The 20,746-nt window shown below is 61.1% G+C and carries 27 protein-coding genes and 1 pseudogene; 21 read left to right on the top strand and 7 right to left on the bottom strand.

Going from position 1 to position 20,746, the window contains the following annotated elements:
- Window positions 1-61: 61 nt before the first annotated feature.
- From iolE to RWJ89_RS17595, 5 genes are all read left to right on the top strand, one after another.
- Window positions 62-979, top strand: coding sequence for a myo-inosose-2 dehydratase (gene iolE, locus RWJ89_RS17575; RefSeq protein ID WP_316031193.1), 918 nt, complete (start codon window positions 62-64; stop codon window positions 977-979).
- A gap of 236 nt (window positions 980-1,215) precedes the next feature.
- The gene (gene iolB / locus RWJ89_RS17580; RefSeq protein ID WP_017963650.1) at window positions 1,216-2,013 is read left to right on the top strand and encodes a 5-deoxy-glucuronate isomerase; all 798 of its coding nucleotides are present in this window, start codon (window positions 1,216-1,218) and stop codon (window positions 2,011-2,013) included.
- Window positions 2,014-2,102: 89 nt separating this feature from the next.
- On the top strand, window positions 2,103-2,330 hold the full coding sequence (locus RWJ89_RS17585) for a DUF1127 domain-containing protein (protein ID WP_316031194.1): 228 nt from the start codon (window positions 2,103-2,105) through the stop codon (window positions 2,328-2,330).
- 51 nt (window positions 2,331-2,381) lie between these two features.
- Window positions 2,382-3,218 (top strand): helix-turn-helix transcriptional regulator, encoded by an 837-nt coding sequence (locus RWJ89_RS17590; RefSeq protein WP_316031195.1) that lies wholly within the window; start codon window positions 2,382-2,384, stop codon window positions 3,216-3,218.
- A 201-nt stretch (window positions 3,219-3,419) separates the two neighbouring features.
- The gene (locus tag RWJ89_RS17595; protein WP_020049291.1) at window positions 3,420-3,581 is read left to right on the top strand and encodes a hypothetical protein; all 162 of its coding nucleotides are present in this window, start codon (window positions 3,420-3,422) and stop codon (window positions 3,579-3,581) included.
- Window positions 3,582-3,623: 42 nt separating this feature from the next.
- Here the strand turns inward: RWJ89_RS17595 and RWJ89_RS17600 are convergent, their stop codons facing one another.
- Window positions 3,624-4,991 (bottom strand): MATE family efflux transporter, encoded by a 1,368-nt coding sequence (locus RWJ89_RS17600; RefSeq protein WP_316031196.1) that lies wholly within the window; start codon window positions 4,989-4,991, stop codon window positions 3,624-3,626.
- A gap of 74 nt (window positions 4,992-5,065) precedes the next feature.
- Window positions 5,066-5,506, bottom strand: a complete 441-nt coding sequence (locus tag RWJ89_RS17605) for a glyoxalase superfamily protein (protein WP_222060336.1) — start codon at window positions 5,504-5,506, stop codon at window positions 5,066-5,068.
- Between the two features lie 354 nt (window positions 5,507-5,860).
- Here RWJ89_RS17605 and RWJ89_RS17610 point away from each other — a divergent pair, with 354 nt between their 5' ends.
- Entirely contained in the window at window positions 5,861-6,193 is a 333-nt protein-coding gene (locus RWJ89_RS17610; RefSeq protein WP_077976102.1) for a hypothetical protein, read from the top strand.
- Here RWJ89_RS17610 and RWJ89_RS17615 read toward each other — a convergent pair.
- A complete protein-coding gene (locus RWJ89_RS17615) occupies window positions 6,144-6,395 on the bottom strand; it encodes a hypothetical protein (RefSeq protein ID WP_077976101.1) in 252 nt (83 codons plus the stop codon). The genes RWJ89_RS17610 and RWJ89_RS17615 overlap by 50 nt on opposite strands.
- Window positions 6,396-6,487: 92 nt before the next feature.
- Between RWJ89_RS17615 and RWJ89_RS17620 the strand changes: the two genes are divergently transcribed.
- A complete protein-coding gene (locus RWJ89_RS17620; protein ID WP_222060335.1) occupies window positions 6,488-7,354 on the top strand; it encodes a LysR family transcriptional regulator in 867 nt (288 codons plus the stop codon).
- Between the two features lie 152 nt (window positions 7,355-7,506).
- Here the strand turns inward: RWJ89_RS17620 and RWJ89_RS17625 are convergent, their stop codons facing one another.
- Entirely contained in the window at window positions 7,507-7,953 is a 447-nt protein-coding gene (locus tag RWJ89_RS17625; RefSeq protein ID WP_131640442.1) for a baeRF12 domain-containing protein, read from the bottom strand.
- A gap of 156 nt (window positions 7,954-8,109) precedes the next feature.
- On the opposite strand from RWJ89_RS17625, the pseudogene RWJ89_RS17630 reads away from it, so the two are divergent.
- From RWJ89_RS17630 to RWJ89_RS17640, 3 genes and pseudogenes are all read left to right on the top strand, one after another.
- Window positions 8,110-8,506: pseudogene (locus tag RWJ89_RS17630) on the top strand (DUF2177 family protein).
- A 241-nt stretch (window positions 8,507-8,747) separates the two neighbouring features.
- A complete protein-coding gene (locus RWJ89_RS17635) occupies window positions 8,748-9,149 on the top strand; it encodes a PilZ domain-containing protein (RefSeq protein WP_131640443.1) in 402 nt (133 codons plus the stop codon).
- Window positions 9,150-9,262: 113 nt separating this feature from the next.
- Window positions 9,263-10,378 carry a pyridoxal phosphate-dependent aminotransferase gene (locus tag RWJ89_RS17640; RefSeq protein WP_222060334.1) on the top strand — a complete coding sequence of 372 codons (1,116 nt, stop codon included), beginning with the start codon at window positions 9,263-9,265 and terminating at the stop codon, window positions 10,376-10,378.
- 239 nt (window positions 10,379-10,617) lie between these two features.
- Here RWJ89_RS17640 and RWJ89_RS17645 read toward each other — a convergent pair whose 3' ends face one another.
- Window positions 10,618-10,887 (bottom strand): sel1 repeat family protein, encoded by a 270-nt coding sequence (locus RWJ89_RS17645; RefSeq protein WP_003546876.1) that lies wholly within the window; start codon window positions 10,885-10,887, stop codon window positions 10,618-10,620.
- Between the two features lie 443 nt (window positions 10,888-11,330).
- Here RWJ89_RS17645 and RWJ89_RS17650 point away from each other — a divergent pair, with 443 nt between their 5' ends.
- The 5 genes from RWJ89_RS17650 to RWJ89_RS17670 all read left to right on the top strand — a co-directional run bounded on the left by RWJ89_RS17650 (window position 11,331) and on the right by RWJ89_RS17670 (window position 14,283).
- The gene (locus RWJ89_RS17650) at window positions 11,331-11,669 is read left to right on the top strand and encodes a DUF2147 domain-containing protein (protein ID WP_026265105.1); all 339 of its coding nucleotides are present in this window, start codon (window positions 11,331-11,333) and stop codon (window positions 11,667-11,669) included.
- Between the two features lie 75 nt (window positions 11,670-11,744).
- On the top strand, window positions 11,745-12,014 hold the full coding sequence (locus tag RWJ89_RS17655) for a CopG family ribbon-helix-helix protein (protein WP_168270191.1): 270 nt from the start codon (window positions 11,745-11,747) through the stop codon (window positions 12,012-12,014).
- Window positions 12,011-12,307, top strand: coding sequence for a type II toxin-antitoxin system RelE/ParE family toxin (locus tag RWJ89_RS17660; RefSeq protein ID WP_168270189.1), 297 nt, complete (start codon window positions 12,011-12,013; stop codon window positions 12,305-12,307). The genes RWJ89_RS17655 and RWJ89_RS17660 overlap by 4 nt, the downstream gene beginning before the upstream one ends.
- A gap of 207 nt (window positions 12,308-12,514) precedes the next feature.
- Window positions 12,515-12,694, top strand: coding sequence for a hypothetical protein (locus RWJ89_RS17665; RefSeq protein ID WP_131665988.1), 180 nt, complete (start codon window positions 12,515-12,517; stop codon window positions 12,692-12,694).
- An 86-nt stretch (window positions 12,695-12,780) separates the two neighbouring features.
- Window positions 12,781-14,283: an AMP nucleosidase gene (locus RWJ89_RS17670; protein WP_131665989.1), complete on the top strand. Its 1,503-nt coding sequence runs from the start codon at window positions 12,781-12,783 to the stop codon at window positions 14,281-14,283.
- A gap of 9 nt (window positions 14,284-14,292) precedes the next feature.
- Here RWJ89_RS17670 and RWJ89_RS17675 read toward each other — a convergent pair whose 3' ends face one another.
- Window positions 14,293-14,511 carry a hypothetical protein gene (locus RWJ89_RS17675; protein WP_246621749.1) on the bottom strand — a complete coding sequence of 73 codons (219 nt, stop codon included), beginning with the start codon at window positions 14,509-14,511 and terminating at the stop codon, window positions 14,293-14,295.
- Window positions 14,512-14,664: 153 nt separating this feature from the next.
- On the opposite strand from RWJ89_RS17675, the gene RWJ89_RS17680 reads away from it, so the two are divergent.
- From RWJ89_RS17680 to RWJ89_RS17695, 4 genes are read left to right on the top strand one after another with little or no spacing between them, the layout of a single operon-like run.
- Complete coding sequence (locus tag RWJ89_RS17680; protein WP_131665990.1) at window positions 14,665-15,021, top strand: YciI family protein; 357 nt, start codon at window positions 14,665-14,667, stop codon at window positions 15,019-15,021.
- Between the two features lie 10 nt (window positions 15,022-15,031).
- Window positions 15,032-15,391, top strand: a complete 360-nt coding sequence (locus tag RWJ89_RS17685; RefSeq protein WP_131640449.1) for a YciI family protein — start codon at window positions 15,032-15,034, stop codon at window positions 15,389-15,391.
- Between the two features lie 2 nt (window positions 15,392-15,393).
- On the top strand, window positions 15,394-15,753 hold the full coding sequence (locus tag RWJ89_RS17690; protein WP_131665991.1) for a YciI family protein: 360 nt from the start codon (window positions 15,394-15,396) through the stop codon (window positions 15,751-15,753).
- Between the two features lie 9 nt (window positions 15,754-15,762).
- Window positions 15,763-17,001, top strand: a complete 1,239-nt coding sequence (locus tag RWJ89_RS17695) for an RNA polymerase sigma factor (protein ID WP_131665992.1) — start codon at window positions 15,763-15,765, stop codon at window positions 16,999-17,001.
- Here the strand turns inward: RWJ89_RS17695 and RWJ89_RS17700 are convergent.
- Window positions 16,972-17,934 (bottom strand): lysylphosphatidylglycerol synthase domain-containing protein, encoded by a 963-nt coding sequence (locus RWJ89_RS17700; protein WP_168284163.1) that lies wholly within the window; start codon window positions 17,932-17,934, stop codon window positions 16,972-16,974. The two genes, RWJ89_RS17695 and RWJ89_RS17700, sit on opposite strands and share 30 nt — an antisense overlap.
- A gap of 163 nt (window positions 17,935-18,097) precedes the next feature.
- On the opposite strand from RWJ89_RS17700, the gene RWJ89_RS17705 reads away from it, so the two are divergent.
- Both RWJ89_RS17705 and RWJ89_RS17710 read left to right on the top strand, forming a co-directional pair.
- Window positions 18,098-19,591, top strand: coding sequence for an ArnT family glycosyltransferase (locus RWJ89_RS17705; protein ID WP_222011788.1), 1,494 nt, complete (start codon window positions 18,098-18,100; stop codon window positions 19,589-19,591).
- A 137-nt stretch (window positions 19,592-19,728) separates the two neighbouring features.
- Window positions 19,729-20,745 carry a glycosyltransferase family 2 protein gene (locus RWJ89_RS17710; protein WP_020049272.1) on the top strand — a complete coding sequence of 339 codons (1,017 nt, stop codon included), beginning with the start codon at window positions 19,729-19,731 and terminating at the stop codon, window positions 20,743-20,745.
- The last annotated feature ends 1 nt before the right edge of the window (window position 20,746 follow it).

The raw sequence follows: 20,746 nt of genomic DNA on the forward strand, positions 1-20,746 counted from the left end.
TTGCTGTCATTTTTCTGGAGGAGCGGCACCGCTCCCCGTAATGCTTTTAAGGAGAATGTTGATGAAGGCCAAACTCGGCATGTCGCCCATCGCGTGGTGGAACGACGATCTTCCTGAGCTCAGCGACGATGTGTCCCTGGAGGAATGCCTGCGGCAATCGCGCAGTGCCGGTTTCACCGGCATGGAAAAGGGACGCCGCTTCCCCGACGATCCCGAGGTGATGCTGCCCATTCTGCGCGCAGCCGACGTGACGCTGTGCGGCGGCTGGTTCTCGGGCACGCTGGTCGATGAGGAGCTTGCCGCCAACAAGGACCGCATCGCGCCGATGATCGAGCTTTTCAAGGCGGTCAATGCGCCCTGCATTGTTTATGGCGAAGTCGGCCGCTCGATCCAGGGCGACCGCTCCAAGCCGCTCGCGACCAAGCCGCGCCTCTCCGATGACGAGATGAAGGCCTATGCGCGGCGCGTCACGGAATTCGGGGAATGGTGCGCCGAGCAGGGCATCCCGCTTTCCTATCACCACCACATGGCGGCCGTGGTCGAAACCGAGCCGGAACTCGACGCCTTCATGCGCCATTCGGGCGAAGGCATCCCGCTGCTGCTCGATGCCGGGCATTTGGCCTTTGCCGGCGGCGACGTGCTGCGCGCCATCGGGAACCACCACGCCCGCATCAATCATGTTCACGTCAAGGACATCCGCAAGCCGGTGGTGGACGGGCTGGACCGCAGCCGGCAGTCCTTCCTCGATGCGGTGGCGCTTGGCGCCTTCACTGTGCCGGGCGACGGCTCGCTCGATTTCGCCGCCATCGTCCAGCGGCTGGCCGATCACGGTTATGAAGGCTGGTTCGTTGTCGAGGCCGAACAGGATCCGCGCAAGGCCCCGCCGCAGAAAATGGCCGAGATCGGCCACGCCGAGTTGATGCGCGTCATGACGGCTGCGGGCTATACCGTGGAAACGGAAGGCTTTCCTGGGGGATAGCGGGAGCAAAAGACCCCTCCCCACAAGGGGAGAGGCTGATCGGGACGCCGGAGCAAGACGCCCCCGCCCTCCGGCACCTTTGCCTGGGTTAAGCCACCGGTCTCAACCCGTCCTTCGGACCCCCGCTGGGGAGAAGGGGAAAGAGGCGGCGCGGCATATCCCTTCTCCCCTCGGGGAGAAGGTGGCGGCAGCCGGATGAGGGGGCAGCGTCCACCAACTTACGAGGAAAAACACCAATGCCAAATCTCAAGGTGAAACCATCAGGCACGCATGGCCGCGTCACGCATGTCACCCCGGAAAATGCCGGCTGGACCTATGTCGGCTTCGATCTGCATCGGATGAAGCCGGGCGAAACCGTCTCGGGAGAGACGGGCGATCGCGAAGTCTGCCTCGTCTGGGTGACAGGCAAGGGCAAGGCGTCTGCCGGCACCAAGGATTTCGGCACGCTCGGCGGCCGGATGAACCCGTTCGAAGGCGCGCCGCATGCGCTCTACATCCCGATGGAATCGACATGGTCGGTGACGGCGGAGACCGATCTGGAGCTCGCGGTCTGCTCGGCACCCGGCGGCGGCACCTATCAGGCGAAGGCCATCCCGCCCGGCACGCACCCGCAGGTGACGCGCGGCAAGGGCACGAATGTGCGCTATGTCAACAATATCATGCCGGAAGATGACAGCTCGGCGCATTCGCTGCTGGTCGTCGAGGTGATCACGCCTGGTGGACACACCTCCTCCTATCCGCCGCACAAACACGACCAGGACGACCTGCCGAACGAGAGCTTCCTGGAAGAGACCTATTACCATCGCCTCAACCCGCCGCAGGGCTTCGCTTTTCAGCGCGTCTATACCGACGATCGCTCGCTCGACGAGGCAATGGCGCTCGAGGACGGCGATGTGACGCTGGTGCCGAAAGGCTATCACCCCTGCGCCGCCTGCCATGGTTACGACCTCTACTACCTCAACGTCATGGCCGGACCGCAGCGGATCTGGAAATTCCACAATGCCGCCGAGCACGAGTGGCTGCTGAAAGCGTAAGCGTCGCCTCCGATCGCTAAATAATCTGACAGCGCGAAAACGCCGCTGATGGTTCACTGCCTCCATCCAAACACGGATGGAGGATCATCATGCACAGCTCGAACTTCACGATACCGGCCCGAAATATTCGCTCTTCGCGTCTTACGCGACCCGGCCTGTTCCTTGCCGCGATCAGGTCGGCGCGCTGGCTGGCCGGCAAAATAAACGAACGCCGCAACCGGAATGCGTTGATGGAGCTTTCGGACGAACAGCTGAAGGATATCGGCCTTTCCAGGGGGCAGACGGAAAGCGATGTTCATGTCTACGGCCGGTACTGAAGTGCTGTTATAAGTAAGGTCGGTTCTGGCCTGTCTGATACGGAATATGCAATGTCGCAGTTCTCAACGGCACCGCTTCTGAAAACGAAGATGGTCAGGATTCGTGACATCCTCTGCAATGGCGAGTGCCGTCATAAGAGCGACGAGGAATGCGCCCACAGGACAAGCCTCGTCTATCCCTATCGCGGCGTCTTCATGCGGCATGTCGGCCGCAATGATACGGTGGCGGAAGCCAATCAGGTCTTGTTCTTCAATGCCGGCCAGGGATATCGGATCAGCCACCCTATCGAGGGTGGCGACGCCTGCATCGATCTGGCGATCGACGAATCCATGCTTGAAGAGCTTACGCCGAAGGAACAGGCGCAGCCCGGCCCGCCCCTTTCCTTCCGCCGCCAGCGCCGGCGGATCGATCCGCGTGCGCAGGCCCTGGTCGCTCTCCTGCGCCATGGTCTCAGCCGCAACGTCGCCGAAACGCTGGAAGCGGAAATATTGGCGCTGACGCTCGTGCGCCGCTCGCTCGGCGAGCGCACATCGCACGCAGCGGGCGCCAGCGCCGGCCGGCAGAAACTCGTCGACCGGGCAAAGCTGGTGCTTTCCTCCGATCTCGCGCGGCGCTGGACACTTTCGGAAATCGCCACCGAAGTGGGCGTCTCGCCCGTTTATCTCACCCAGGTCTTCCAACAGGTCGAGGCGACGCCACTCTATCGCTACCAGCTTCGGCTGCGGCTTGCCCGCGCGCTCGATCTGCTCGGCCAGTATGAGGATCTGACGGCGCTCGGTCTCGATCTCGGCTTCTCCAGCCACAGCCATTTCAGCGCTTCCTTCAAACAGTCCTTCGGCCAGACTCCGGCCGAATTCCAGCGCGCGGCGCAGCTGCGGCGCAAGTGAAAGCCTACAGCGCCGCGCCTCTTTTCGAGAGCCGCAAAGGACGCTGTAGCACTTTGAACCCCCGCACAATTCCTTAAATCGATCCCGATTTAAGGAATTGTGCGGGGAATCGATCGCTAAAGATTTCGACAGCGACGATGCGGTCTTCGATGATCTTATCAGCCTGTCCCGATCACGGGGCGATCAACGGAGGATCACCAGATGAAGAAGACCACATGCGCTGCCTGCGACTGCGAACTCGGCGCGGATACCATCACCGTCAAGCTCGGCGGCAAGACTGTCGAGGTCTGCTGCCAGGAGTGCGCCGAAGCCTTGAACGAGGCTGAAGCCGCAACATCGGCCGCTTCGGCAGGCAAGGAATGACGATCAGGCAAAAGCCGCGCTCCCAAGCGCGGCTTTTCCGTCTCAGGCGGGCAGAAGCCCGTAGCGCCAACCGCGGCGTTTGGCGTTCTGCGACAGCACCAGGAAGGCAAGGATGAACATGGCTGCCTCGGCAAAGACCGGCACCATCCAGATCCCCTGCTCGCCGAAGACGAAGGGCAGCAAAAAGGTGAGCGGCAGGGTGAGCAGATAGGGCCGCGACAGGCCGAAGATCGCCGCGCGCGGGGCATCGCCGATGGATTGGAAATAGGATGACAGGATCAGCATCTGCCCGAAGAGAAAATAGGCGCCGATCGTCCAGGGCAGAATGCGCCTGACCTCGGCGATAATGGCGGGATCCGCAACGAAGACGGCGCCGAGGCGACCGGCCAGCAATTCGACGGTGATTTCCACCAGGGTGCAATAGACGAGCGCTGCGAGCATGGCGATCTGCAGGCTGCGGCCGACGCGGAGCCCGAGGCCGGCGCCGTGATTGTTGCCGGCGACCGTCTGCAGCGCAATGCTGAGGCCAAGCAGCGGCAGATAGGTGAAGGTCATGATCCGGGTGATGATGCCATAGGCAGCCACCGTCGCAGCATAGTCATGCGTGCTCCAGAGCGAAACGTTGATCAGAATGGCGGCTGAGGCCAGCGATATGCCGATGAAGCCGAGGCTCATCGGCGCGCCGAAGGCGACGATGCCGCGCCATTCGGCAAGAGCCAACCCTCGGAAAGGCCTCAGTGCCGCCGGCCGGCGCCAGCGATAGGCGAGCACAGCCGCGAGACAGACGAATTGCGATGCGATGGAGCCGACTGCCGAACCGAGCACGCCCCAATGCATCACCGCCATGAACAGCCAGTTGCCGAAGATGTTGAGCAGCGAGGCCGACAGCGTCACCAGCGTCATGAAACCGATCTTGCCTTCGCAGCGCAGCCCGTCGAGATGCAGCGACAGGAAGAAGCCGACCGGCGCACAGGCGATCATCGCGCCCATGAACAGCATGGCGCCATCGGCCACGGCAGCATTGCCGGCGGCACCGGCATCGATGATCTGCCGGCCGACAGTCCAATAGACCAGATTGAGAATGAGGGTAACGGCGAACGTCAGCGCATGCGCGCCGGCAAACACCCGACGCGCGCCTTGACGATCGCCGGCGCCGAGCCGGCGGGCGAGGATGCTCGCCATGCCGTTCGAGACCAGCGATTGCAGGGCGATCAGCAGCATCAGCCCGGGGAAAATCAGGCTGACGGCAGAGAGCGCGTCCGGGCCGACATAGGCGCCGAGAAAATAGGCGTCGACGACGGTGAACAGACCGTTGACGGTGGTGATCGCGACGATCGGCGCCGCCGTTTTGACGAAGACGGCCGGCAGCCAGCCGGTGAGAAAGGCATTACCTTCAGAAAGATCGGTCATGGATAAATCCGTGCGATATGAGGCCGATCCGGCTAAATCATCCGGATCGACAGCCTCAAAAGGACAAAAACAATCTAGAGATCGAGCACCAGATGCGGCACACCGTTGGAGGTCTTCCGCGGCGACACACCATCGGCATCGATCTGCGCGTTCACACGTTGGCGAAAGGCGGAAAAGCTCTCGAAGGTTACGACATCCACCGGCTCGTCGAAGTGGATGGTGATCCTGTGCAGGTCGCCGCCCGGCAGGGCCGAAAGCGCCAGGACTTCGCCGGTGAACGGCTGATTGAGATAGCGACCGCGAATATGCGCGCCGACGAAGAGCGGCGTCTTCGGAGCAGCATTGGGCTTTTCCGCAAGGGCTGCGAGCGTATTCCAATCGCGCGCGCCATGCTGGCGGGCAATCATTTCCAGGGCAGCACTGTGGGTCAGCATGGTGCCGCGATCGTTCATCGCCTGGCGCAGGCGCTTGGCCTGGGCCTTCAATTCATCAATGGCAGGATAGGTCGTCGTCATGGCGTGAGCCTTCGAAAGGCATGCTCTTCGACTGCGGATGGGAGCTCGCATTGCCGCCAGTCAGCATGCACAAAGGGCCGTGACCATGATCGCGAGGACTTCACCATGGATTTTCATCCGCGAGCGGCCGGTGCCTCGAACCGGCCTTTGTATGCGCGAACGCCACCGACATGTCAAGAATGGCGCATCTGCTTCAGGAATGCGCAGCTTTGGAGCAAATCTGCACGAAATCGGTGCGATTTTCCCGCGGCTTTCACATAAGCATTCAATCTTAACGGTGTTCTTCAGCAAATGTCAGCATTCTTCGGCTAATATCCTGTCGTATTACAAGCGGAGGCTAAAAGGGCCTTTCAGATGCACCTCGACACAGAACACCCCAAGCCGGAACGTGCCTACAGGGAATTCAACCTCGACAGGCCCGGCAACATCATCTTCGTCGGCCATCACCTCAGCACCGGAACCCAGGTGCGCTGCCTGATCCGCACGATCACGCTTGCCGGCGCATTGCTTGAAGTCAGCCCGAACCTGGAAATACCGAGCCATTTCTTTCTCGAAATCCTAGGCATCCATGACGAGATCGGTGCGACCGTGGTCAAGCGCGAAGGCGAATCGGTGACGATCAGCTTCAACATGCTGATCAATCCGGAATTCCTGCACCACGTGTTGCGATTGAACTTCGAAACCTGAGGCTTTTTCCGATCCGTGAATCATCGCGGCGCGTCGCCTTTGTTTCGCCGCTCCGTCTTGCGGCGAGACGCGCGATGATCGAAACGGCCCAGAGAAATCCGCGCCATTCCGGACGCTCGAGTGGATCGGCCAAGGGATCATGGCGGATCCGGCGATTGCCGTTTTCGATTTCCTTAAAGAGAACAATCCAGTTGAGATCCATTGCTCGATCCTCCATCTATTTGGCTCAGGCACTTGAGCTAAGCCTTCGCGCCCCTCCGATGTAGAGGCGCTGGGGAAAGGGGGTTTTCATCCATGAAAGATGCGAGCTGGGACGACTTGCAGCTTTTCTTCCATGTTGCGACCGCCGGCGGGCTTTCGGCGGCGGCGACGCGCACCGGGCTCAGCGCACCGACGATCGGCCGGCGCATGCTGGCGCTCGAACGGGTGACCGGCCGCTCGCTGTTCAGCCGCGGCCCCACCGGTTATCTGCTCGCCAAGGACGGGCAGGAACTGCTCGATCGCGTCCGGCTGATGCAGGATGCGGCGCGTGCGATCTCCGACTGGCGCGGCGAGGTGCTGACACTGCCGATCGTCTCGACGGCCGCCGACAGCTGGACCTCGCGCTTCGTCGCCGACCGCCTGGCAAGCGTCTGGACGCCGAAGGACAGCTTCCGCATGTGCTACAAGACCTGCGATGCGAGCGTCGATTTCACCTATCGCGAGGCGCATATCGCCATTCGCCACAGCCGGCCGGAGAGCGGCAACGTCGCGATCCGCCGTTCGGTCAAGGTGGCGCATGCGGCTTATCAGGCGGCCGGCTATGACGACAAAAACTGCAACTGGATCTCGCTCGGCACAGATACCGCCATCACGCCGGCGGACAAATGGACGTTCGAACAGCCGGATTCCTGGATCACCAGCTGGACGAACACGCCGCATATGCTCTTCTACCTCATCCGCGGCGGCGCCGGCCGCGGCGTGCTCCCCTGTTTCATCGGCGATCAGGAGCGCAGGCTCGTCCGCGCCGGGCCTGTCATCGACGAACTGACCTACGACATGTGGATCGTTGCGCATGACGACGAGCGGCAACGGCCGGAAGTCAGGATCGTCATCGACCGCCTGGCGGCGCTCTTTGCCGATCATGAAGATCTGTTTGCCGGGCAGAAACCGTCCGCATGACGCGAAAACGCGGGCCTCTCGACCCGCGTTCCCTCAGATTGGGCTAGAGCGGCTCAGCTTCACGGGAAGCGCATAACCGCTCTAGCCTTCTGTTTTTACGCAATTCCGGACGGAAAACCGCTTCACACTTTTCCTGGAATTGCTCTAACGGTTCAGGCAGCGAGATGCCGCTCGATCTCATCGACAGGCATATTGGTATAGTCCTTCGCCAATTCCACGGAGATCGCTGCTTGCGTATCGGCGCTGAGCGCCGGCCGCAGCGTGCCGAGTGCTTTCGGCGGCGCAACCAGGACGATGCGGCGGACATCCTTTTCCTGCGACAGCTCATCCAGCCTTTCTGCGACTTGTTTCAAGAATTGGGCTTCGGCCTGATCCTGCCAGTTGGTCTCCTCCACAGCACTGCGGCTGAAGCCATCGGCGGCATGGCTGCGGCCGGGCTTGTCGGTGCCGATCTCGCGGTCTGGCTCGCTCGGCTGCGTTAAAGTCTCCAGCACCTTCAGCTTCATCAGCTGGGCATCGCCGGCATTCTGCATGATCAGAGCCTTGGCTCCGTTGCAGACCACGACCCATGATTTCCAAGGGATTTTGACGTCGGTCATCTTCAACTCCTCGCTGTCGTCATTCGAAGCGCGCCGTGCTTCATCGATCAAGGCACAACGCTCGGCCATTGAAAGAGTTCGGGAAAATTGCGCCGAAATCGAACGGGGCGGCGATCCGGTCGGCCTTGGCCGCGTAGAAAGGCTAAGCTCGGTAAATTGACGACGAAGACAGCGCTGTTTGCCTATGCCGGCACCTTTCTCACTCTTCTCATCTGCGACGGGATATGGCTCGGCCTCATCGCCCGCAACTTCTACCGGGACCAGTTGGGAGCGCTGATGCTGCCCTCGCCCAATCTGGCGGTCGGCGCACTGTTCTACCTGTTCTTCGCCGCCGCAGTGCCGTGCTGCCAGCGCTGTCGGCGGGCTCTATCGCCACGGCGTTCTCCACGGTGCCATTCTGGAACTGGCGGCCTATGGCACTTATGACATCACCAATCTCGCCACGCTTCGCAACTGGCCGCTCGCCATGAGCCTGGTCGACATGGCCTGGGGCACGGCTCTGACGGCGCTGACTGCCGCCGGTAGATATTTCGCCGTCAGATTTTTTGGCTGAAACGGGAGCCTGGAGATGCAAGCCCGCGTCCCGAAAATGGACATCGGGCGTCCCGCTTGGAAACAAAGTTTAAACTCGTTAAAATTGTAATTTTATATTTGACGAATGTGCAAAACATTCATGTGACCTTGGTTGGAGCAAGACCCCAGCTTGAATGAGATCAAGACTAGCTTGCTCGTGATCAAGACCAGCTTGCTCGTGATCAAGACCCCAAATGTGCACTGTCTGACGGAGAATGTGAATGACTATGCTCCGCGCTACACACCTTGCCACGGTCAAATCCGCTGTCTACGACCTGCGCTGGGAAGAGTTCAACGTCAAGCGACCCGCCCGCATCGTCGCCGTCCGCCCGTGCCTGACCGGCGTGTCGATGCGAAGCGCCGAGATCATCGATATCTCGCAGGGCGGCGCCACCTTCATCGTTTCGACCACGGCCGGTCTGCCGAAGCATTATTATCTCAACATTCTCGGCCTCGCCTACCGGATCGGCTGCGCCGAGGTATACCGCAACAACGAACGCATCGGGGTGCGGTTCATCAACATCATGGACCCCGAGGTTCTGCGCCGCGTCGTCCGCACCGATTTCATGATCGGCAACATGGAAGCGATCGACGCCCGGCGTGCGCCGATCTTCCGCGCGTAAACAGGCCGGCGACACGCGCGGCGCTGCCGTTGCGGAAATAATCTTGCTTGCGTTGGCCGTGCCCGGGCCTATTGTTTCGCCGATTGTCAATATGTCCGGGAAGCTGCCTTCGCATGTCCGCCTTTTCGCGCTTCACACCTCTTGCCAGCGCCCTGCCCTCCACAGTTCCCTTCGTCGGCCCCGAGGCGATCGAGCGCCAGCGCGGACTTGCCGTTTCGGCGCGCATCGGCGCCAATGAGAACGGCTTCGGCCCAGCGGCTTCGGTTTTTGCAGCGATGCGCGAGGAGGCAGGCAATATCTGGAAATACAATGATCCGGAGAATTTCGCACTCCGGGAAGCGCTTGCCGCCCATCTCGGCGTCTCGGCCGCCAATATTGCCATCGGCAGCGGCATCGACGAATTGCTCGGCCAGATCGTCCGGCTGGTGATCGAGTCGGGGGCGCCGGTCGTTACCTCGCTCGGCGCCTATCCGACCTTCAATTTCCATGTCGCCGGTTTCGGCGGCCGGCTGGTGACCGTTCCCTACGCAAACGACCGCGAGGATCTCGACGGGCTGCTCGATGCGGTGAAACGCGAGAATGCGCCGCTCGTCTATTTCGCCAATCCCGACAATCCGATGGGAAGCTGGTGGGATGCCGACAGCATCGTCGCTTTCGCCCGTGCGCTGCCCGAGACGACGCTGATGGTGCTCGACGAGGCCTATAGCGAGACGGGGCCGGCAGGTTCGCTGCCGTCGATCTCCTCGCTCATCGAGCTGCCGAACGTCGTTCGCACCCGCACCTTCTCCAAGGCCTACGGACTTGCCGGCTCACGCACCGGCTACGCGATCTCGACGGCGGGCACGGCACAGGCCTTCGATAAGATCCGCAATCATTTTGGCATGAACCGGCTGGCGACGGCAGCAGCGCTCGCGGCGCTGAAGGACCAGGCCTATCTCGTCGAGGTGGTCGGGAAAATCCATGCGGGCCGGGAGCGGATCGGCGGTATCGCCCGGGCGAACGGCCTTCAACCGCTGCCCTCGGCGACGAATTTCGTGGCGATCGACGCTGGCCGCGACGGCGCTTATGCCAGGGCGGTCGTCGACGGATTGATGGAGCGCGGGGTTTTCATCCGCATGCCTGGCGTGGCGCCGCTCAATCGCTGCATTCGCGTCAGCGTCGGGCCGGAGGCGGAAATGGCGCTTCTCGAAGAAGCGCTGCCGCAGGTGCTGGAACAGATCAGCCAATAAAACCAAGAACCGCGGCCGGTGGAGGACCCGGTCGCGGTTCCGCTCTCCCGGCGTCGGCCCCGTCCAAAGCGCCCCGCCAGTCCCCTCTTTTTGAGGTTGTTATTGCTGCTCTTGTCGAATGCCTGATCGGAGACGGTGTTAAGTGCGGTTCAGCTTTTCACGGAAACGCAGAATCGCTCTCACTTTTTGTTTTTACGCGATTCCCGGCAAAAGCGCTTCGCGCTTTGCCTGGAATTGCTCTAGTGAACCGTCATCCACTCGCGGGCGGCGCGCAGCGCTGCTGCGAGCTGCATCTTGTCCATGGCGGCGGCCACGTCGGCGCGAAGCTCGGCGGCGCGGTCGTTGCCCTTGATTGCGGCGATGTTCAGCCATTTGTGGGCTGCGACGAGATCGACTTCGCAGCCGCGGCCGGTCGCATACATCAGACCCATTTCGCAGAAGACATCGGCGCTGTTGTTGTCGCCACCCATGGTGGCCGTTTCAGCATTGTGCATTTCAAAGCGTGCCATCGGTTTTATCCCTGTTAGCCTGTTTATGACTGACCCTGTTTTACCTCTAGGCCTTGCCGTCTGTTGCGGCTTGCGGCCCTTCCGGTCCGGCGGGTTTGCCCCGCTCGTTTGATGGGTTCACTATGCCAAACGGCTTTCAAAAAACGCCTAAAATGCATGATTAATTTGAGACAAACAAAGTGCAAACACTTGGTAAAATTGGATTTTCGTTAAACATCGGACTCCCTGCGAATTAAGGATTTTCGAGCGGATTTTACGAAAGATTCAGATTTGAAAATAAACGGATCGTTCATCATGAAATCAGCAGGCGATATATTTGAAAGCTCGCCGCACGGCTTTTTCTCGCGTTTTTCAGCCAGTCGGCATGATAGCGATTGAGGCTGTTTACCTTTACGTTCGCGTCAGTTATTTTCGCGGCGATCAAGGGCATCATGGAGGAAAAGATGATCCGCAGCTTCGTTCTCGCCGGCGTCATAACAGTGATCGCGGGTATCGCGCATGCCGAGGAGCCGATCGTCGGCAACTGGAAGACGGCTGCCGGCGATACGGCGGTGATCGCATCCTGCGGCGGCAGTTACTGCGTGACACTGAAGAGCGGTAAATATGCCGGCCGGAAGATCGGCACGCTTGCGGGAACCGGCGGCAGCTATGCCGGCGAGATCACCGACCCGGCCGCCGAGAAGACCTATAGCGGCTCAGGCAAGGTTTCCGGCAATTCGCTGAGGATGCAGGGCTGCGTGATGAAGATTCTCTGCAAGTCTCAGACCTGGACGCGGCTTTGAGAGAACGCGGCGCGGATAGCGGGCAACGGCCGAGATGTGTTAGAGTGTACACAGCTCAACACAGGAGTTTTCGAAATGGCCGGCAGCACGACCATGACAATTCGGGTCCGCCCCGACGTAAAAGAAAAGCTCGACAGGATTGCGGCGGACACGCAACGCAGCAAATCATTCCTCGCCGGCGAGGCCGTAGCGGCCTATGTGGAGCGCGAGCTTGAAATCATCGAGGGTATCAAGCGCGGCATGGCTGATGCGGAAGCTGGACGCGTTATACCGCACGAGCAGGCTGTCGCCGAAATGCGTAAGGTCATCGAGGATGCCAAGCGTAGGAAGAGCCCGCGCGGATGAGGCCGGTTCTTTGGTCGAAGGAAGCACATCAGGATAATCTGGAAATTCTGCGTTATATCGCAAAGGACAACCCCGATGCGGCCGAAAGGGTCGTGGACGCCATCGAGGATGCCGGCAAGAAACTTGGCGAATTTGCAACCGGTCGGCCAGGACGAATAACTGGCACTTATGAAAAATCCCTCACCCGGCTCTCCTACATAATTTCCTATGAGCTGCGGTCGATCGCGGGACGCGAAAGCGTCGTCATCTTGCGTGTGATCCATACCGCGCGGGATTGGCCGGCCGAAGAATAGTCGAACCAATAAGCGTATCGTAACGCACCTGCGCAGCCATCATCCAAAACGCCAAACATGTCGACGCCGGCATGCCTCAAAGCCTTGGCGGTCGGCCAGAGCCCGCCCGGCAAGCTGAACGGCTGATGAACCGGCATCTCAGCACTCGTTCAGCCATCGCATGCCAAAACTCTTATCACCATAGAGTTGCGTATCGAGGGCAAGGCAATGAACCACTATATTATGGCGAGACGCCTCAGCATCATCACGCTGTTTGCGGCGATCTTTGCGATCACGTTTTCGGCAGTCGTGGTGCATGAGGGTGGCGGCGGTGCGCAGTCGCATTTCGGGGCGAGTTATACCTGCCTGGAGAGAAACGGCAGCTTCTGCGCACCGACGGTGCGGTGACTGGCATCAGACACGGAAGGAGATAAAAATCGAATTCCGCCGGCGCGCGTCGTTTGCTTGTCAAGAACAACTCTCTATAATGCGTCATGAACAAACGAATCTCCCTTTTGTCGCCCCTCGACATATCCTCTCCACCGCCTTTCCAGCCTCAGAGCTTCGATGATCCCGCCAAGGCGGTCGAGACGCTGACAGCGCTTTACGAGCGCAACACGGCGTTCCTGATCGAGAGTTTCAGCGAACTTGCGCAGGGCGCTCCGATCTCCTCGCGCTACCGCGCATTTTATCCGCAGGTCAGCATCGAGACGACAAGCTTCGGCCATGTCGATTCGCGGCTTTCCTACGGTCATGTCACGGCACCCGGCATCTACACGACGACCGTCACCCGGCCGAAACTCTTCAAGCATTACTTGAAGGAGCAGCTGGCGCTCTTGATGAAGAGCCACAATGTGCCTGTGATCGTCTCGGAATCTGCGACGCCGATCCCCTTGCACTTCGCTTTCGGCGAGGGTGCGCATGTGGAAGCTTCGACCAACGCCTTCGTCGACGTTCCGATGCGCGATATCTTCGACACGCCCGACCTCAACACCACCGACGACGAGATCGCCAACGGCGAATATATCCCGCCGCCGGGAGAGCCCTCGCCGCTGGCGCCGTTCACCGCGCAACGCATCGACTATTCGCTCGCCCGGCTGTCGCATTATACGGCGACGCATGCCGAGCATTTCCAGAATTTCGTGCTGTTCACCAACTACCAGTTCTATATCGACGAATTCTGCAGCTGGGCGCGCAAGCTGATGGCGGAGGGCGGCGACGGCTATACCGCCTTCGTCGAGCCCGGCAATGTCGTCACCCTGCCCGGCTCGAACGCGCCGGAAACGGATGCCACCCTCACCCGCCTGCCGCAAATGCCGGCCTACCATCTGAAGAAGAAGGGCCATGCCGGGATCACCATGATCAATATCGGCGTCGGCCCCTCCAACGCCAAGACGATCACCGACCATGTCGCCGTGCTGCGCCCGCATGCCTGGCTGATGCTCGGCCACTGCGCCGGTCTTCGCAACAGCCAGCGGCTCGGCGACTATGTTCTCGCCCATGCCTATATGCGTGAGGACCATGTCCTCGACGACGACCTGCCGGTCTGGGTACCGATCCCGGCGCTGGCCGAAGTGCAGGTGGCGCTCGAAGCAGCCGTGGCCGAAATCACCGGCTATGAAGGTTTCGAGCTGAAGCGCATCATGCGCACCGGTACCGTCGGCACGATCGACAACCGCAACTGGGAACTGCGCGACCAGCGCGGGCCGGTGAAGCGGCTCTCCCAGGCGCGCGCGATCGCGCTCGACATGGAATCGGCAACGATCGCCGCCAACGGCTTCCGCTTCCGCGTGCCCTATGGCACGCTGCTCTGCGTCTCCGACAAGCCGCTGCACGGCGAATTGAAGCTGCCGGGCATGGCAACGGCCTTCTACCGCACGCAGGTCAACCAACACCTGCAGATCGGCATCCGTGCCGTCCAGAAGCTTGCCGCCATGCCGAAGGAAGCGCTGCATTCACGCAAGCTGCGCAGCTTCTTCGAAACGGCCTTCCAATAGGCCGTTTCCTCATCTGCCCGTCACGACAGGCGCAGAGCCCTCGGCCAGCATCTGCGGCCTACCGGCGGCAAGATTCAGCGCTGATATCAGCAAGGTGAAGGCCATCACGACGAAAGCGATGCGCAGCAGAACCTTCAGCACATCGGCATCGTCGAGTACTACCAGCTGACGCTTCTCGTGGCGACGTGCCCAGATCTGGCTTGCCACAGCGATTTCAAGAATGCTCATTTCCATTCTCCTCGACGGGTTTCGATGAAGCCTTGTCGAGTGCTGCCTTGCGATTTCGACATCTCGTCCGCACAATTTTTTTTCGCGGCGCTGTCGAAATGCATGCAGGTCGTTCGTCCATGTTTATGGGAACAGAGCAAGGAGGCTGCCGCGATGAAATATCTCTGTCAGGTCTGGTTCGATGGCGGGGTGCTCGACGCCATGACGCAGGAGGAGAAGACCGAACTCGACACTAATTCCTTGAACTATGACAAGGACCTCGTCGACAGCGGGCATATGATCGTCGCCCAGGCGCTGCAGCCGCCGAAATCGGCGGTGACCGTACGGGTGCGCAATGGCGAGACGTCGGTGACGGACGGTCCCTTTGCCGAGACGAAGGAGGCGCTCGGCGGCTTCATCCTGATCGAGGCAAAGGATCTCAACGAAGCGATCCGCATTGCCGCCGGTATCCCGCTCGCCAGGCTCGGCGCGATCGAGGTGCGGCCAATCCACGAATTCGAAGCTAAATGAGGAGAGACGAATGAAATTTCTATGCCAGATCTGGTTCGACACGGAAAAAAGCAAGCTGGTCCCTCAGACCGAATGGGATGCGCTCACACAGGAGTGCATCACCAGCGACAATCGCTGGCGCGAGAGCGGCCATCTGCTGGTGGCGCTCGCCTTGCATGACCCGTCAACGGCGATCACGGTCCGCCTGCGCAATGGCGAAGCCTTTGCGACCGATGGCCCATTTGCCGAAATCAAAGAGCACCTCGGCGGTTTTTTGCTGATCGAAGCCGAGACTATCGAGGAGGCGAAGACGATCGTGTCGAGTTTTCCGATCCTCAAATATTGCTCGATCGAAGTGCGCCCGACTTACTCCATTGAGGATGGGAAATAGCGATGCGCTACATCTGCCTGATTTATAACAGCACCGACACGGACGGAACGCTGACGCCTGATGAAACCGCCCAACTTATCAAAGCGCATTTCGCTTTCGATGAGGAGCTGAGCCGCGAAGGCATCATGATCCACTCCGATGCCTTGGAGATGCCGGACACGGCGACCGTGTTGCGCGTTCGCAACAACACGCTCTCCGCCACGGACGGTCCCTATGTCGAAACGAAGGAGCATCTGGCCGGCTTCTACGTCATCGAGGCGCCCGACATGGTCAAGGCAAAAGAGATCGCCGGGCGAATCCCGTCGGCCCGTTACGGCGCGGTCGAACTGAGGCCCGTGCGGACGCTGACCCTGCCAGACTGAGGTGCCTGATTGGAAAGCGTCATCGAAGAAATCTACCGAACTCAGTCGCGCCGGGTGCTGGCGACGCTGATCCGTCTGCTCGGCGATTTCGACCGGGCGGAGGAGGCGCTTCACGACGCCTTTGCCGCCGCCGCCCGGACATGGCCGACGGACGGCATTCCCGGCAATCCCTTCGCCTGGCTCGTTTCGACAGGGCGTTTCAAGGCGATCGACACGATCCGACGGCGGACGCGTTTCGATGCTTCGCAGCATCATATCGAAGACAGCCTCTACACGCCCGATGCAACGGAGATCGGCGACATGGAACCGATCGAGGACGACATGCTGCGGCTGATCTTCACCTGCTGCCATCCGCTCATCCCGGCCGATGCGCAGATGGCGATGGCGCTGAGGGAAATCTGCGGACTGACCACCGAAGAGATCGCCCATGCCTTCCTCATTCCGGCGCCGACGGTGGCCCAGCGGATCGTACGCGCCAAAGGCAGGATCCGGGCGGCGAAGATCCCCTACGAGGTGCCGGGCCGCGAGGCGCTGCCGCCGCGGCTAGACCGGGTGCTGCACGTCATCTACCTCGTCTTCAACGAGGGCTATTCGGCCTCTTCGGGCGATGAGGTGGTCCGCGCCGACCTGACCGCAGAAGCGATCCGTCTGGCGCGACTGCTTCTGGCGCTGCTGCCGCATCCCGACGTCTCCGGCCTGCTGGCCTTGATGCTGCTGCAGGATTCCCGCCGCACCGCCCGCCGCGTCGGAGACGGATCGCTGGTGTTGCTTGCCGATCAGGACCGCTCGCTCTGGGATCATGCGAAGATTACGGAAGGCCTGGCGCTGCTCGCCGCGGCGATGGAAGCGGGAGAGATCGGCACCTATACGCTGCAGGCGGCGATCGCCGCCGAACATGCCAAGGCGCCGGCTGCCGAAGAGACCGACTGGCGGCGGATCGCCTTCTATTACGATCTGCTGCTGGCGGCGCAGCCCTCTCCGATCGTCGAGCTCAACCGCGCCGTGGCGATTGCGATGGCCGAAGGGCCAGCGAAGGGGCTGGACCTGATCGATAACATTCTGGGACGCCGGGAGCTGCAGGCCTATCACCTCGTCCATTCGGCGCGCGCCGATTTCCTGCGCCGTCTCGGCCGGAGGCAAGAGGCGATCGCGGCCTATCAAACGGCGTTATCGCTCTGTCGGCAGGAGCCGGAGCAGGCGTTTCTGAGAAAGCGGATTTCAGAGGTTGCCACGGCGTCCGAGCGGTAGTGAGATCGCAGTTCCCGTCAGCGCCGAGACAATGATCAGCAGGTGGGCATTGACGCTCGCCTGTGCCAGCGCGGCAAGGGCCAGCCGCTCGCTCGATGCTCCCAAGGCGATGGCGCCGGCGGTGATGCCGGCCGGATAGGTGCCGACGCCGCCCGGCGCATGCATTGGCAGCACGGAGGAGAGTTCGCCGCCGAGCGCGCCGCCGAAGCTTGCCGCCATCGGCAGCACGCCCATCAGGCCGAGCGCCCACGCGAGCACCATCACCTTCACCAGCCAGTTGACGATGGTCATCGCCCAGGCACGCGCAAAGGCGATCGCATCGAGTGGCAAGCCGTTTTCGATCTCGGCGACGAATTTCTGCGCCTTGTTCGGCAGCAGTCTGGCGGCCAGGCGCAGCAGCGGCTTGCGGGCGGCAAAGGCCGCGACCGGCAGCAGCAGGAAGGCCGCCCAGAGCGACCAGGCAACCGCTGCATCGGCTGAAGCGATGGCAAAGCCGATGCCGGCGGCAGCCAGAAGCGCGTGCAGGTCGAGTAGCCGCATGACGAACAGCGCCGAGGTCCCGCGCGTCAGCGGAATGCCGAATTCGGTGCGCATCAACAGCGGGAAGCTGGTTTCGCCGGTTCGGAAAGGCAGCATGATGTTCAGGAGATTATGGATCTGCGTGACGCGGAAGAGGGTCGCAAACCGGCCGGCCGTTTCCTTCGGAAAATAATCATAGATGCGCCAGGTGCGCAGGAAATAGGTGCTGGTCAGCAGTACGAGCGCAGCGATCACCGGACCTACGCCGACATCGGCCCACTGCCTGATGATAACAGGCCATCCCCAGAACCATTGGATGAAGAGGCCATAGGCTGCGACGATGACGACCGTCAGAACGGTCATGCGATTGCGCATAAACCAGGATTGCCGGCTTTCAACGATCGAACTCTTCATGTAGTAGGCATTCCTCGCTTGGCGTCGGCATGGGCCTCGGTTCCGTCGCCAGGCGTTTTAGGAGAAATGAAGGTTGCGCACAACGGCGGAGTTGACGGCGACGGCGGCGAGATCGCCGGACGACCGAAAATAGCGACGCCTTGCCGGCCTGACTTGGAGATCGATGTTGAAGCGCATTACCAGAAGCATTACGAGCGCAAGCCTGTTTCTGGCAGTCTATTTCCTGCTGAACGTCGCGCTTCGCCTCGCCTTGCCGCATACGCTCGACCTCGACGAGGCAGAGCAATCCTTCTACTCGCAATACCTGCTTGCCGGCTACGGCCCGCAGCCGCCCTTCTACAACTGGATCCAATATGCCATCGTTTCGGTGACTGGCATATCGATGTGGGTGCTCTCGGTGCCGAAGAACATCATTCTCTTCGGCTGCTATCTGTTCTACGGACTTGCTGCACGCGAAGTGCTGAAGAACCGGTCGCTCGCAGCCATCGCCATGCTGAGCCTGATTACCCTGCCGCAGGTCGGCCTGATGGCGCAGCGCGAATTGACCCACACGGTTGCCCTGCTGTTTGCGACCTCGCTCTTCCTCTTCGGATTTTTCCGCACACTGCGCCAGCCGACGATCTGGAGCTATCTGATCATCGGTATCGCCACCGGCATCGGGCTCATCTCGAAGTATAATTTTGCCATCCTGCCATTTGCCGCCCTCATCGCCGTACTGCCGGAGCGGGAATGGCGCAGCCGTCTCATCGACTGGCGTTTGCTGCCGGCGGCCGTCCTTGCCATTCTGATCGTGCTGCCGCATGCGCTCTGGTTGCCTGACAATCTTGCCAGCGCCTCTGCGCCGACGCTGGAGCGGATGACTGCTGAAGAGCTGGCCCCGGCCGGCCTGCCGCGCATCGGGCAAGGGCTGCTGTCTCTCGTCATCGCCGTCCTCGGCTTCGTCGCATTGCCGATCGTTCTCATCGCGGCCGCCTTCCGGCGCGACTTCTTTCGCGCGCTCTCCGCTTCCAGCCCGATGATCCGGGTGATCGAGCGGATGATGGTCATCAGCCTGCTCGCCTTCGTCGGCGTGGTCCTCTTCGCCGGCGCGAGCGATATCCACGAGCGCTGGCTCGACCCATGCCTGCTCGTCCTGCTGATCTATCTGTTCCTGAAACTGGAAACCGCAGATTTCGATCTGTCCGCCGGCCTTGCCCGCTTCCGGCCCGTGGTGCCGGTCTTCATGGTCGTCATCCTGTCGATCCTTCTTTTCCGGATCGTCGGCATTCAATATATAGGCACTTACACGAGAACGAACGTACCCTTTTCCGGCTACGTGGCTGAATTGACCGCGACCCGCAAGCCGGTTCTCATCGTGGCGGGAACCAAGTTCGTTGCCGGCAACATGCGACTGAGATTTCCCGACGTTCCCGTCGTGATCCCGTTCTTCCCCGGACCCGGGGTTCCCGAATATGCTGACGCAAAGGGGCCGGTGCTGGTTATCTGGCGCGGCGAGACCGCAGATGATCCGACAATTTCCCCCGGTTTTGCCAATGACCTCGTGAGATCGGGCATTCACCTGCAAGAGTTGAAGACGCTGACGCTGCCCTATCTCTTCGGTGACGGCAAACGCAGCTTCTCCATTGGCTACTCCTGGGTGGAAGGCGGCGCGAAATAGCGCCCCGGAAGATCCGCCGATTGCGGGAAACCGGCATTGCCCGCTGGCAACCGGCGGACACTTCATGTAGTAGCCTTCCGCAAGTGCGGCGGCGGCATTAAAAATTGCTCGGCCGTCCGGCCTTTTGGAGATGAAAGTTGCAGACAACCGTAGAGCCCATTCGCGGTACGAATGATCCGGTACAATCGCTCGAACTGTCGCTGGTCGTGCCCATTTTCAACGAAGAGCAAAGCGTCGGCCCGCTTGTCGAGCGTGTCGCGGCCGCGATGGTCAGCTACCCCCATCGCTGGGAGCTGATCCTCGTCGATGACGGCAGCACGGATGCGACGCTCGTCAACGCCCGCCAGTATGTCGGACGCGAGGGGCTGGCGCTCAGGATCGTCGAGTTGCAGCGCAACTTCGGCCAGACTGCCGCCATGCAGGCCGGCATCGATACCGCCCGTGGCCGCCTGATCGCGACGATGGACGGCGACCTGCAAAACGATCCGAAGGACATTCCTTCGATGGTCTCCGAGTTGGAACGGCGTGAACTCGACCTCTTGGTCGGCTGGCGCAAGAACCGCAAGGATGGTCTGTTCCTGCGCAAGATCCCCTCCTGGTGCGCCAACTACCTGATCGGCCGCATCACCGGCGTCAAGCTGCATGATTACGGCTGCAGCTTGAAGATCTACCGTGCCTCGATCATCAAGCAGGTGAAGTTGATGGGCGAGATGCACCGCTTCATCCCCGCATGGGTCGCCGGGGTCGTGCCGAGCTCGCGCATCGGCGAGATGGCCGTCACCCACCATGCCCGCGAGCACGGCGTTTCGAAATACGGCATTTCGCGCACCTTCCGCGTCATCCTCGATCTGCTGTCGGTGATGTTCTTCATGCGCTACAAGGCGCGGCCGGGGCACTTCTTCGGTTCGCTCGGTCTCGGCCTCGGCGCGCTCGCCATGCTGATCCTGCTCTATCTCGGCTTCGACAAGTTCATCCTGGGCAACGACATCGGCACGCGACCGATGCTGATGGTCGGCGTCGTGCTGCTGCTGTCGTCGGTGCAGATGATCACCACCGGCATCCTGGCGGAAATGATCGCGCGCACCTATTACCGCGACGATGCCTCTCCGAATTATATCGTGCGGCAGATCTTCGACGATCAAAGCCAAGCCTAAG

The organism is Rhizobium sp. 10PS4, from assembly GCF_032464805.1.
GTDB lineage: Bacteria > Pseudomonadota > Alphaproteobacteria > Rhizobiales > Rhizobiaceae > Rhizobium > Rhizobium laguerreae.